The 13,281-nt window shown below is 44.0% G+C and carries 10 protein-coding genes; 5 read left to right on the top strand and 5 right to left on the bottom strand.

Features of this window, described 5'->3' with window-relative positions; all coding sequences use genetic code 11:
- Positions 1-86: 86 nt before the first annotated feature.
- The 4 genes from ACSQ2E_RS15495 to ACSQ2E_RS15480 all read right to left on the bottom strand — a co-directional run bounded on the left by ACSQ2E_RS15495 (position 87) and on the right by ACSQ2E_RS15480 (position 5,391).
- Positions 87-1,472 carry an ammonium transporter gene (locus tag ACSQ2E_RS15495; RefSeq protein WP_435991938.1) on the bottom strand — a complete coding sequence of 462 codons (1,386 nt, stop codon included), beginning with the start codon at positions 1,470-1,472 and terminating at the stop codon, positions 87-89.
- Between the two features lie 58 nt (positions 1,473-1,530).
- Positions 1,531-1,872, bottom strand: coding sequence for a P-II family nitrogen regulator (locus tag ACSQ2E_RS15490; protein WP_098441062.1), 342 nt, complete (start codon positions 1,870-1,872; stop codon positions 1,531-1,533).
- Between the two features lie 291 nt (positions 1,873-2,163).
- Positions 2,164-3,519: an MATE family efflux transporter gene (locus ACSQ2E_RS15485; RefSeq protein ID WP_435991936.1), complete on the bottom strand. Its 1,356-nt coding sequence runs from the start codon at positions 3,517-3,519 to the stop codon at positions 2,164-2,166.
- Between the two features lie 111 nt (positions 3,520-3,630).
- Positions 3,631-5,391, bottom strand: a complete 1,761-nt coding sequence (locus ACSQ2E_RS15480) for an alpha-glycosidase (protein ID WP_435991934.1) — start codon at positions 5,389-5,391, stop codon at positions 3,631-3,633.
- A gap of 292 nt (positions 5,392-5,683) precedes the next feature.
- Between ACSQ2E_RS15480 and ACSQ2E_RS15475 the strand changes: the two genes are divergently transcribed.
- The 5 genes from ACSQ2E_RS15475 (at position 5,684) to ACSQ2E_RS15455 (ending at position 11,970) form a co-directional block, all read left to right on the top strand.
- Positions 5,684-6,961 (top strand): sugar ABC transporter substrate-binding protein, encoded by a 1,278-nt coding sequence (locus tag ACSQ2E_RS15475; RefSeq protein WP_435991932.1) that lies wholly within the window; start codon positions 5,684-5,686, stop codon positions 6,959-6,961.
- Between the two features lie 148 nt (positions 6,962-7,109).
- A complete protein-coding gene (locus ACSQ2E_RS15470; RefSeq protein WP_435991930.1) occupies positions 7,110-8,396 on the top strand; it encodes a carbohydrate ABC transporter permease in 1,287 nt (428 codons plus the stop codon).
- A 1-nt stretch (position 8,397) separates the two neighbouring features.
- Positions 8,398-9,240: a sugar ABC transporter permease gene (locus tag ACSQ2E_RS15465; RefSeq protein ID WP_079534824.1), complete on the top strand. Its 843-nt coding sequence runs from the start codon at positions 8,398-8,400 to the stop codon at positions 9,238-9,240.
- A gap of 38 nt (positions 9,241-9,278) precedes the next feature.
- Positions 9,279-10,814, top strand: coding sequence for an alpha-amylase family glycosyl hydrolase (locus tag ACSQ2E_RS15460; RefSeq protein WP_435991927.1), 1,536 nt, complete (start codon positions 9,279-9,281; stop codon positions 10,812-10,814).
- A gap of 124 nt (positions 10,815-10,938) precedes the next feature.
- Positions 10,939-11,970: a LacI family DNA-binding transcriptional regulator gene (locus ACSQ2E_RS15455; RefSeq protein WP_435991925.1), complete on the top strand. Its 1,032-nt coding sequence runs from the start codon at positions 10,939-10,941 to the stop codon at positions 11,968-11,970.
- Positions 11,971-12,037: 67 nt separating this feature from the next.
- Here ACSQ2E_RS15455 and ACSQ2E_RS15450 read toward each other — a convergent pair whose 3' ends face one another.
- Positions 12,038-12,910: an SDR family oxidoreductase gene (locus ACSQ2E_RS15450; protein ID WP_435991923.1), complete on the bottom strand. Its 873-nt coding sequence runs from the start codon at positions 12,908-12,910 to the stop codon at positions 12,038-12,040.
- Positions 12,911-13,281: the final 371 nt, after the last annotated feature.

Genomic DNA, 13,281 nt, shown 5'->3' with positions numbered 1-13,281 from the left:
CCGATGCCTTCCATATGAGCTTATTGTTGTCTGGCATCCATTTTGGAAAAAGAAAAAAGAGCCGCATAAGGCAGCTCTTACTCAGATTAGATTGTGTTCCGTTGATTCATGTCACTTACTTTTCCCGTTCCGATCGAGTTCAATCGCTCGACTAAGTCAGATCCAAAAGGGGAAGCGGAAGAAACGTTCGATTCCAATACTGTATCTTTTAACTCATAGGCATTGGAGCCATGCTCCGTAAAATCGAGCCCTGAGAGTTCTTCCTCACGGGAGACGCGAATACTTGATATTCTCGTTACGATGAATAGGAATCCGCCAACGGTGACAGACGTCCAGGCAATGACTGCCAACACCCCGAGGGCTTGAGTGGCGACCAAAGCAGCCCCTCCGCCATATAAAAGTCCGTTCTGAACGTCGAATAATCCGACAGCCACTGTACCCCATATTCCACAAATCCCATGAACGGCAATGGCTCCAACAGGATCATCGACTTTCAATTTCGAATCGATGAAGGTGACGGCCTCCACCAGAGCGATTCCTGCGATCAGACCGATCAGGAGAGAACCTGCCAGTGATACATTGGCACAGCCGGCAGTGATACCTACTAGTCCACCCAGGGCGCCATTTAATGTAAGGGATGGATCGATTCGCTTAAATCGGATCAACGTGTAAAAAGCGGATGAAAGAATGGCGGAGGAAGCTGAAAATAAGGTCGTCGTGATGACGTGTGGGACAAGGGAGGGATCAGCTGCCAGGCTGCTTCCTCCATTAAACCCGAACCAGCCGAACCAGAGGATGAACACACCGAGTGCACCAATCGGAATATTATGGCCCGGGATGACGTTCACTTTTCCTTTGCTGTATTTCCCAACGCGGGATCCAAGGAACAGGACCGTGATGAAGGCGCCTACCGCACCTGTCAAATGGACGACAGTAGATCCGGCGAAATCGACGAAGCCCAGTTCAGAAAGCCAGCCTCCGCCCCAAACCCAATGCCCGACGATCGGATAGATGATTCCTGTCATGGCGATGGTCAAAAGGATATAGCTTTTGAGTTTCATGCGTTCAGCTACAGCACCGGAAATGATCGTGGTACAAGTAGCGGCAAATACGGATTGAAATAAGAAGAAACCGATGTCTTCCCGTCCTGATAGGAAGAAGCTGTCCGTGCCGATGACGCCGCCAGATGACCCTCCGAACATGAACCCGAACCCTGCTATGAAATAAAGAACAGAGGCAATGGCTATAGTTAAGAAGTTTTTCATGAGGATGTTAAGAGAGTTCTTGGCACGGGTGAATCCGGTCTCGACCATGGCGAATCCGGCGTGCATGAAGAATACAAGGACTGCAGCAATCATGACCCACATGGAGTCGACGGATGCTTGAACAGACTCTGCGGTAGGGGCAGCTGCGAAAGCGGTAGTGCTCACGGAAAGCGACAGGAACAGAAGCAATGTAATTTTTTTTATCAATGGAATCCCTCCAATATTGGTTTGGTAAAGCGGCTTAGTGGTTGAGTAAAGAGGTGATTTACAAAACGGCTTTTTTTCCTCGTTCGCCTGTACGAATGCGGATGACATCTTCGACGGGATAGATGAAAATCTTCCCGTCGCCCACGGTGTCCGTACTGCAATGTTCAACGATGAGATCAATGATGTCTTCCACCTGCCCATCGTCGATGATCATTTCCACCTTTACGCGGGGAACTAACTGCAGTTCAAATTTATTCCCCCTGAAGATCCCCTGCTTCCCTTTTTGTTTTCCACACCCAGCTGCCTCTGATACGGTCAGGCCGCTGAATCCACGGAGACATAATGCTTCTCGCAGGGATAGAAATGCTTCTGCACGAATAATGGCTTCCACTTTTTTCATTGTGATTTCCTCCTTTTGTAAATGTGGTTTAATAAATCGAATTTACATGTTAGGTTTTATGACATGAATAAGTTATATCATTTATCATATTCAGAAAATAACAAAAGTTCAAGTGTTAATTTGTTATGAAAACGTTTTTATGTAAAAAAACATAACATTTATGAATGAGGGCGTTTTCATTTGGAGAAAAAAAGAGTCAGCCCGATTGAGAGCTGACTCTTTATTGAAAATGAAAGGGTAGGGGTAGGTCTGTTTCAAAATTCACATACATCTTAAGGAAGGTCCGTCCCTCTAAACGGCGTTTTTTTCATTTTGGACAAATCGTTTATGGATCCATACTTTGGATCGCCAGCGTTTGAGCATGATGATGCCCCGCAGCCATTCATCGGCAATGAAGGAGATCCAGATTCCGATAAGTCCGAGGCCGAACCAGATTCCGAGAATGTAGGAAAGCGTGACGCTTACTCCCCACATAGATAATATCCCCATGTAGACCGGGAAGCGTACGTCACCTGTTGCTCTTAGTGCGTTAATGACAACTAAATTAAAGCTTCTGCCCGGTTCAAGAATGATGGTCAGGTAGATCAATGTTTTACCAAGGGAAATGATTTCTTCGTTGCTTGTAAAGATGCGGAGGAGAGGTTCTGCTGCAACGGAAAAAATTCCTGCCATGATGAGCGAGATGATGATCGCGATCTTTAAGCTTTTCAGACATCGTTGGTATGCACTGTCGAATTCCCTGGCGCCAATCATGTGACCGATGATGATTTGTGTTCCCTGGCTGATGGCGACACTGAATAAGAAAATGAACATCATCAGGTTTTGGGCATATACCTTCGTCGTTAGAGCGTTGGTCCCTATACTCGCAATGAAGTAGGTAATGACCATTTGTGACCCGTTATAGGAAAGATGCTCTCCTGCAGAGGGGATTCCGATCCGTAATAAATTTTTAACGTGAGAGACGGGGAGCTTGAATAGTCTTCTTAATGGAAGAGCATTGGGTATCCGCTTCCTTATCACGAGGATACTCACGATGAATCCAATAAGTCTCGAGGTGATGGTGGAAATCGCCACACCCTCTACGCCTAATACAGGGACACCGAACGGCCCGAAAATAAATAAGTAGTTTCCGATCACATTGACAATATTCATGCCGATTGTGATATACATGGCGTCTTTTGTAAAGCCGTAGCTCCTCATGATTGCTCCCGCAGTCATGATCAAGGCCTGGATGAATGCAAAGCCTCCTACAATTTTTAAATAGGAAGAAGCTTCATTCATAAGTGAACGTGGGAGATCCATCGATAATAAGATTGGCTTACTGAAAAATACAAGGGCGATACTCAATAAGAGTCCAAATAGTAGATTGACAGCAATGGAAACGATCGATACTTCCCCTGCCGTGCGATTCTCATCCGCCCCCAGATGCTGGGCCACGAGGATGGCTGTACCCGTCGCGACAAATCCAAACATCACAATGATAAGAGAAAGGATCTGATTGGATACCCCGACAGCTGCTACTGAGTCATCCGAGTACTGACTCAGCATTAACGTATCGGCATTTCCCATCAGCATGTGAAGAAAGATTTCAATGAAAATTGGCCAGGTTAAGGCAAAGAGGGTCATGTTTTTTTGGTTATTGCTCATAGATTTTCTCCTTTTGCTTGCCGGGGAAATACCTCGGCATTCGTTACAAATGAAATAGATAAGGGGACTAACCGTTTTGGTATAGTCCCGCTTTTTAGAAAGTAAACATCATTAAAATTTCAGGATGGCAAATCCATACCCATCGAGTGCCACATCGATGGACTCTGCTTCTGCGGCAAAATCTTCCCCGTTCCACAGGTTGGTGATTTTCTTTCCTTTTAACTCAAAAGGAAGGGAGTAGGTGGTCGATTCTTCCCCGCAGTTTAATAGAACAAAAATTGTTTCCTCTCCGTTAGACTTGGTGAATGAAAGGCAATGCTCATGAAGATCACCGGGTAAAAATGTCAGATTTCCTTCGTTGCTTAACAGTGGGTATTTCTTGCGAAGGGCTATATGTTTCTGTATATGCCCGAAGAGCTCCTCGTTATGATGCTCCTGTTCCCATGGGAAGCATTTACGGCATCCTGGATCCTGTTCACCTGTCAGACCGATTTCATCACCATAATAAATACAAGGTGTTCCGGTAAAGGTGAGCATGAACGTGTAGATTTGTTTAGCACGTCGGATATCTTCACAGCACTCTGTTAATACACGTGGTGTATCGTGACTCCCGACAAGGTTGAAGTTCACTTCGTTAACATTTTTAGGGTACATATGCACGACAGACGTCATGTTTTCTGCGAATTGAGAAGCAGAAATGGTTTGGTGGGCGAACAGATTCAATAGATTTGTCGAAAAAGGATAGTTCATGACAGCATCGAATTGATCTCCCCGCAGCCAAGGCATGGAATCGTGCCAAATTTCCCCTAAGATATATAAATCCGGTTTTATACCCTTTACTTCTTTTCGGAATTCACGCCAGAAGTGGTGATCGACTTCATTAGCGACATCGAGACGCCATCCATCGATATCGAATTCCTTTATCCAGTAGCGGCCAACTTCCAATAGATAATGGCGAACCTCTTCATTTTCAGTATTTAACTTCGGCATGGAAGGTTCGAATGCAAAGGTATCATAATTAGGGGGCTTCCTTTCTATATCCAATGGGAATTCATTTACATGAAACCACTCTTTATAAGGAGAGTCTTCGCCGTTTTCAAGTACATCCTGAAACTGGTCAAAGTAGAAGCCGCTATGATTAAAGACGGCATCCAGCATGACTTTGATATCATTCTCGTGACAGACCTCAATTAATTCCTTCAATGTTTCTTTCGTCCCGAACCGGGGATCGATTTCGAAATAATCAATCGTGTCGTATTTATGATTGGAATGAGCTTTAAAGATCGGGGTAAAGTAAATCCCGGAGATTCCAAGTGTTTTTAAATAAGGAATGTTCTGGATCACGCCTTCTAAGTCCCCTCCGAAAAAATTGGTCGGAGTGGGCTCTGTGCTATTCCAATCCAGAGTCCCTTCTGGATCATTCTCCGCATTCCCATTTGCAAATCGCTCAGGGAAGATTTGATACCAGACTGTATCCTTCACCCATTCAGGTGCTTGAAAAACATCGATGGAATTCAGGAACGGGAAGCAGAAATAATCACCTATATCAGAAGAAGGGACTTCGTTAAATCCTTTTTCTCCATAAAAGACTTCTTCCGTATCGTCATCGAGGAGAAAACCATAGCGAAGCCGTCTGAAAGGAGGGGAGATGGAAGCGAACCAATAATCAAACAACTGATCCGTTCCTGTTAAAACCATTTCCTTACGATTATATAGCCATTTTCCGTTTTCCCATTGATAAGGATCTCCGTGCAGAAGCGAGACGGTTTCAACATCATTCTTCTTCGTACGAATCCGTATGTGTAGTTCGTTATTTGTGCAAGCGTATGCATAATTATCTTTCGGTCTATGATAGATGGCTTCCAGTAGCATCGTATATCCTCCTCTTATTCATTCCATTAAAGAGTATTCCAAACCAACAATGTTGTCAATGATAGGCAACTAAACCAGTAAAGCGTTTTCTTTTCTTACAAGTAAAAAGCAAAAATTTTCAAAATAAGTATTGTCAACGGAGATTTAGTTTGTATAATAAGAAGTAGGTTGTGCAATCGTTTTCACAAAAGAATGCAAGCGATATCTTTAGAGAAAAAGTCACAGTATGTGCAAGCGTTTGTTCAATCTAAAACATGAATTAATAGTTTCACCATACTTAGGAGGGGTCGAAATGAAGAAAGCGTTATCATTGCTTATGGTAATCATGCTTGTACTAGGGGCGCTCGCTGCTTGTGGTCCAAACCGTGAGGAAGGATCAAAAAGTGACAGCGGAGAGAAAAAAGCTGACGATGCGAACAAACCAGAAAAGCTGGTAGTCTGGGAAGATAAAGAAAAATCCGGTTGGCTGGATGAAGTAGGTGCCAAGTTTGAAGAAGAGACAGGCATCAAGGTTGAAGTGAAAGAAGTCGAAATGGCTTCTAAAATGAAGGAACAATTACGTTTAGACGGTCCTGCGGGAACTGGCCCGGACGTTTTGACATTACCACATGACCAAATCGGTGAGCTCGCTCTTGCAGGGCATATCGCTCCTTTAGAAGTCGACGGGGACATTGAAAAGCGTTTCACTGAATCTTCCATGACGGCTGAGAGCTATGATGGTAAATTATATGGTCTTCCAAAATCTTCAGAAACGCCTGTTTTTATTTACAACAAAGCGTTGATGGAAGAAGCACCAAAAACAATGGATGAAGTATACACTTTCTCTAAGGATTTCACGAAAGATGGAAACTACGGTTTCTTAGCTTTATGGGATAACTTCTATTTCGCACATGCACCGATGGGTGGATTTGGCGGATATGTATTTGCGGAAAAAGATGGAGCATTAGACGCGAAAGATCTTGGCTTAAACAATGATGGTGCTGTAGAGGGTACTGAATATATCCAAAAATGGTACAAAGAAGGACTATTCCCTAAAGGGATCATCGGGGAAAACGGAGGATCTGCACTTGACGGTCTTTTCGGAGAAGGGAAAGTGGCTTCTGTCATGAACGGACCTTGGTCTTTCCAGGGATATAAAGATGCCGGCATTGATATTGGAATCTCTGCTATGCCAAAGCTTCCAAACGGTGAGCCGATGAAAACATTCATGGGTGTAAAAGGATGGCATGTGTCAGGCTACTCTGAAAATAAAGAGTGGGCTCAAAAATTCATCGAGTTCATCACTCAAGATGAGTATGCGAAATTACGTTTCGAACAAACACAGGAAGTTCCAACAAACCAAGGTCTGATCGACGATCCTGCGATCGCTGACAATCCTGGTGCAAAAGCGGTTGCTGAGCAATCTCAATATGCGGTTCCAATGCCGAACATTCCTGAAATGGGAGAAGTATGGGATCCTATGGCTGATTCCCTTCAAACGGTTGTAACAGGCAAGCAGGAACCAAAAGCGGCACTTGATGCAGCAGTGAAACAAATTGAAGAAAAAATTGAAGCAGGTCATTCCAACTAATCACTAACATAGCGGTACCTACTCACCTTGAGAGGTACTGCTATCCTTTTAAAGACCATTCAAGGGCTTTTTAAGGAAATAAAGCTTTCTTTTCTTAAAAAGCTCTTGAAGCTTATCAAAACTGTGAACGTAGAAAGGGGAATATAGGATGAAGCAACAATCCTATCAAACAAATCATAGAAAAACAGCGCTGGCCCTTTCCCTAATCCCTGGTTTAGGTCAGATGTATCATAGACAGTTTCTAAAAGGCGGATTCTTCCTGATCATGACTGCCGCCTTTATTCTTGTCTTTAGAGACTTGATCGGCTACGGATTATGGGGGATTACGACCCTTGGGACAGACGTCTCATACGGAGATCATTCCATTTTCTTAATGGTATACGGTATTTTAGCAATCATTGTATCTATTTTTGGAATCGGTTTTTATCTGTTTAATCTCCGGGATGCGTATAAGAATGGGGAAAAGCGGGACAGGGGAGAGAAGCTTAGCACAATCCGCGAGCAGTACAAAAATCTGATCGATAATGGATTTCCATATCTCATTATGTCTCCAGGGTTCTTACTACTTGTATTCGTCGTCATTTTCCCTATCATCTTTGTCGTTTTACTGGCGTTTACAAACTACGATTTGTATCACTCACCACCGGCTAAACTGGTCGACTGGGTAGGGATTCAAAACTTTGTTGATATCTTCAAGATTGATATATGGAGAGAAACGTTCATCACAGTACTTGCCTGGACACTCGTTTGGACGTTCGGCGCGACAACGCTTCAAGTGGCACTTGGAGTATTCCTTGCCATCCTTGTGAATCAAAAGGATTTAAAAGGGAAAGCCATCATCCGTACAGTATTCATACTGCCATGGGCAATCCCGGCTTTCGTATCGGTCCTCGTTTTCGCCGGAATGTTCAATGAATCATTCGGAACGATCAACCGGGATATCCTGGGGTTCTTCGGTATTGAAGGATTACCTTGGATGACCGAACCGATGTATACACGAATTGCCTTGATTGGAATCCAGGCATGGCTCGGCTTCCCGTTCATCTTTGCCATGACAACGGGAGTGCTTCAATCCATTCCCGATGAACTTTACGAGGCAGCAACAGTCGATGGGGCATCGGCATTCCAGAAATTCAAGAATATCACGCTGCCACTTGTCCTTTTTGCAACGGCGCCGATCATCATTACACAATATACGTTTAACTTTAATAACTTTAACGTCATTTACTTATTTAACGGCGGTGGACCGGCCTTAACCGGACAAAATGCAGGTGGGACGGATATCCTGATCTCCTGGATCTACAGTCTGACGATGACATCCGCACAGTATTCGAAAGCTGCTGCCATCACATTATTATTATCCATCATCGTGATCACTGTAGCGATTTGGCAGTTCAAGAGAACGAAATCATTCCAAGAAGAGGATATGATGTAATATGAATATGAAGAGACAGAAACTCATACGTTTGACACTTTCATACGCCGCTATCGGAATCATGTTTGCCATCATTCTTTACCCGGTTGCATGGATCATCGGATCATCATTCAACCCGGGTCAAAGTTTATCCGGTTCATCCATCATTCCTAAAAATGCCACACTGGCACATTATAAGGAACTTTTTGATCTCGAGAAAAGCAATTATATGCTTTGGTACTGGAATTCATTGAAGGTCAGTTTATCCACCATGGCCCTTACGGTGTTACTGGTCAGTTTAACGGCTTATTCATTCTCCCGTTACAGATTCGCAGGACGTAAGAATGGGCTGATGACGTTTTTGATCCTGCAAATGATTCCGAACTTTGCAGCACTGATTGCGATTTTCGTATTGGCACTACTAACGAAATTATTAGATACTCACATTGGATTGATCCTTGTGTATGTAGGAGGACAGATTCCAATGAACACGTGGTTGATGAAAGGGTATTTGGATACAATCCCGAAAGAGCTTGATGAATCAGCCAAGATGGACGGAGCGGGACATCTACGGATCTTCTTCCAGATCGTCATGCCTCTTGCGAAACCGATCATTGCGGTTGTGGCACTGTTTTCATTCATTGCCCCATTCGCAGACTTTATCATTGCAAGTATCCTGTTACGTTCAGAAAAGATGTATACATTACCGGTTGCCCTTTATGATATGGTGGCCAAACAATTCGGGGCGGAGTTTACAACATTTGCTGCCGGATCTGTACTCATAGCCGTACCGATTGCCCTATTATTCCTGTTCTTCCAGAAATACTTCGTTTCAGGATTGACGGCAGGGGGTACAAAAGGATAATCTTATAGGCGTTACTAACATTTATAGGAGGAGCGGAGATGAAAAGAAGAGTATTATCTCTCATTTTAGTCCCGTTTCTTCTTTTTTACGCCCTTCCGGTAGGTGCAGTTGAAAAAGAAGAACGAAAATGGCAGGATGAGACCATTTATTTTCTGATGGTCGATCGCTTTAATGATGGGGATACAAGCAATGATAAAGATGTTAACACGAAGGATCCGAAAGCCTATCAGGGCGGTGATTTCCAAGGAATCATCGATAAACTGGATTACATCAAGGATATGGGATTCACTGCCATATGGCTGACCCCGGTCTTTGATAATCAACCGATGGGTTATCACGGCTATTGGATTACAGACTTCTACAAAACCGAAGAACATTTCGGCTCGATGAAGACATTCAAGAAGCTTGTGGAAGAAGCCCATAAACGGGATATGAAAGTGATGCTGGACTTTGTTGTGAACCATGTCGGACCGGAGCACCCTTTTGTGAATGACCCTGAAAAAGAGGACTGGTTCCATGAAAAACAGCCGATGAACTTCAATAATGAAGAAAGTCTTCAGAATGCCTGGTTATATGATCTTCCCGATTTAAATACAGAAAATCCCGAAGTGAAAAACTACTTATTCGATGCGGCAAAATGGTGGATCAAAGAAACCGATATCGATGGATATCGTCTCGACACTGTACGTCATGTGCCTCAAGAGTTCTGGAATGAGTTCAGCGATGAGGTGAAGTCGGTGAAAGAAGACTTCTACCTGTTAGGTGAAGTGAACGACCGGGATCCGGAAAAAATCGCAGCGTACAATGGGACAGGGATCGATGGATTCGTCAATGTCCCCCAAGCAGAAGAAATGCGTTCCGTCTTCCAAAAGCCCGACACATCCATGGATCGATTATTCAACTTTTGGAAATACAATAAAACCTTTTATGAGAATCCATATGTAATGGGAACGTTCATAGATAATCATGATATGGAACGATTTACGAGAATGATTGTTCAAGAAAAACTTTTCCCTGGAACGAGATGGAAGCTAGCCCTCACTTATATGTATACAACCCCGGGAATCCCGATCGTTTATTACGGATCTGAAATAGCGATGGACGGGGGGAATGACCCTGACAACCGCCGCTTTATGAATTTCAGGGCTGATAAGGAGCTGATTGATTATATCACCCGGTTAGGTGAAATTCGTCAAGAATATCCCGCACTGACGAGAGGGGATATCAAACCGATTTACAATAAAGATGGGATGGGAATCTTTAAGCGTACGTACAAAGATCAGACGATCGTCATAGCGATCAATAATACGAGTGAAACACAAAATGTTCAATTAACAAAAGAAGAATTAGGGGATAATCATGAATTAAAAGGGTTAATCAGTGATGACCTGGTTCGCAGCGATAAGGATGGAAATTATCATCTTGTTCTTGATCGTGAAGAGTCAGAGATCTATATGCTGAAAAACAAGAGTGGCCTGAATTATCCTTACCTGTTCGCCTTGGGAACCATGTACTTCCTATTCTTCCTCTTCCTGTATCTTGTAAGGAAACGTGGAAAAGCGAAGAACAAGTAATAAGAGCAGGGCCCAAAAGATGAGCCCTGCTGCCATTTTAAGCAGAATGAATTGGAAGCGTTTTAATTTTATGAATGAGCAGCCCGCCTAAGGGTCCGCTTTTAAAAAAAGGGGGGTGGAATATATGGCCGTTACCATAAAGGATGTTGCGAAGCTTGCAAACGTTGCACCATCTACGGTATCACGTGTGATCGCAAACAATCCAAGAATAAGTGAAAAAACTAAACAAAAAGTACGGGAAGCGATGGAGCATCTTGGATACCATCCCAACTTCATTGCAAGGAGCCTGGCAAATCAGTCAACTCAAGTGATAGGGCTGGTATTACCGGGTTCAGCAAGTGCCTTTTCACAAAATCCATTCTTTCCGACTGTCTTAAGAGGGTTAAGTGAAGGAGCCCAGGAAAAACAGTATGCCCTTCAAATGTCCACTGGCCAATCGGAAGAGGAAATCTACGAAGGTGTCGTTCAGATGGTCCAGGGTGGACGGGTGGATGGAATCATCCTGTTATATTCAAAGGTAGAAGATAAAGTGATGAACTACTTAAAGAATCGTGATTTCCCCTTTGTCGTCGTCGGTAAGCCATATAAGTATTGTGAAGAAATCACACATGTGGATAATGATAACTACCGTGCAACGAAAGAAGTGACGGATTATCTCCTCGAACTTAAGCATGAATGCATCGGCTTCATCGGGGGAGACCTGAATCTTGTTGTGACGGTCGAGCGTTTATTAGGATACGAAAAGTCCCTCCGTGATGCGGGGATCGATATGAAGGACGAATATATCATACATGAGGAATTCCTACGGGAAGGGGGACGGGAAGCCATTAAAGAGCTCATGCAGCTGGAAGCCCCCCCGACTGCCCTGGTCGTAGCCGATGATTTGATGGCTCTTGGAGTCTTGAACACATTGGATGAGATGGGCATTCGCGTCCCGGAAGACATATCCATTGTCAGCTTCAATAATGTACTTCTTGCCGAAATGTCCAGACCACCGCTTACATCAGTGGATATCAATATTTATAATCTCGGGAATGAGGCTGCGAAAAGCCTGATTCAAAAAATTGAGAACCCGAAAGAACCGATCAAGAGGATCATTGTTCCACATCATCTTGTGACCCGGTGTACCTGCGCTGAACGTAAAGTGAAGTCATAATAAAAAGCGACTGAAGTGTGGACTCCCTCCAAAAGAGGAGAGTCATAAACTTCAGTCGCTTTTTATCTTATCCGTTGATGACGGTACCGCCATTCACATGAATCATCTGTCCTGACACATAGCTTGAATCATCACTTGCAAGATACACATAGGCAGGTGCTAATTCAAATGGTTGTCCAGCCCGTCCAAGGGGTGTGTTCGCTCCGAATTCCGACACTTTTTGTGAACTGAAAGTGGAGGGTATCAACGGAGTCCAAATCGGTCCTGGCGCGACCCCGTTTACTCTGATGCCATCTGCGGCAATGTTTTCAGCCAGCGAACGGGTGAAGCTGACAATGGCCCCCTTTGTAGAAGAATAATCGATCAGATCCTTGTTTCCTTTATATGCTGTGATCGAAGCCGTATTGATGATTGAGGCTCCCTTCTTAAGGTGGGGGAGGGCAGCCCTCGTCAAATAGAACATGGAGAAGATATTCGTTTTGAATGTACGCTCCAACTGTTCATCGCTAATATCCGCAAGCCCTGCCTGTGGGTGCTGTTCGGCAGCATTGTTCACGAGGATATCAAGTTTCCCGAACTCGGATATCGTCTTATTCACGATATCTTTGCAAAAAGTCGAACTTCCGACATCACCTGGTAGCAGGATGCATCTGACTCCTTCTGCTTCTACCAGTTCCTTCGTCTTGTTCGCATCCTCATGCTCATCCAAATAAGAAATCGCTACATGAGCGCCTTCCCTTGCGAAGTACCAGGCAACCGACCGTCCGATCCCGCTGTCGCCTCCTGTGATAAGTGCGATCTTTCCATCCAACTTGCCACTGCCTTTATAGTTTTGATCCGTATGAATGGGTTGAGGGTTCATTTCATCCACCGTACCAGGCTGATGATCCTGGTGCTGAGGTGGGAAAGTCTGTTTCTGGTTTTGTTGTTGTTGAGACAATGCAAACACTCCTTTAGGGGTTTAGGTTATCTTAAGATAGTGTTTACCCGGAAAAAATAATTATTAACGTGTTTTTTAGAGGATGGTGAGAAGAGCCTGGGGGAATTCGGTCGAATGTGAGGAAGATTTAGCTGGGCTTATGGGGGATTGGACGAAATTGAAGGGAGATTTTGCCGGTCTTAATCGAAAATCCGGCCGATATTGACGAGAATCCAGCCGATCCAATGAAAAATCCGGCCGATTTCACAGGAAAATCAGCCGAAATGACCTAGAATCCAGCCGATTTGAAACATAATCCAGCCAATTAACAAATTTATCCACCTCAAGATAAGAGACTCAGTACGATTCACATCATCATTAAGCAAATAAAA

It is taken from the genome of Rossellomorea sp. LjRoot5, assembly GCF_964253455.1.
In the GTDB taxonomy this organism is placed as follows: Bacteria; Bacillota; Bacilli; order Bacillales; family Bacillaceae_B; genus Rossellomorea.
The sequence above is the reverse complement of the archived record's forward strand: the minus strand, read 5'-3'. Positions and strand labels throughout refer to the sequence as shown.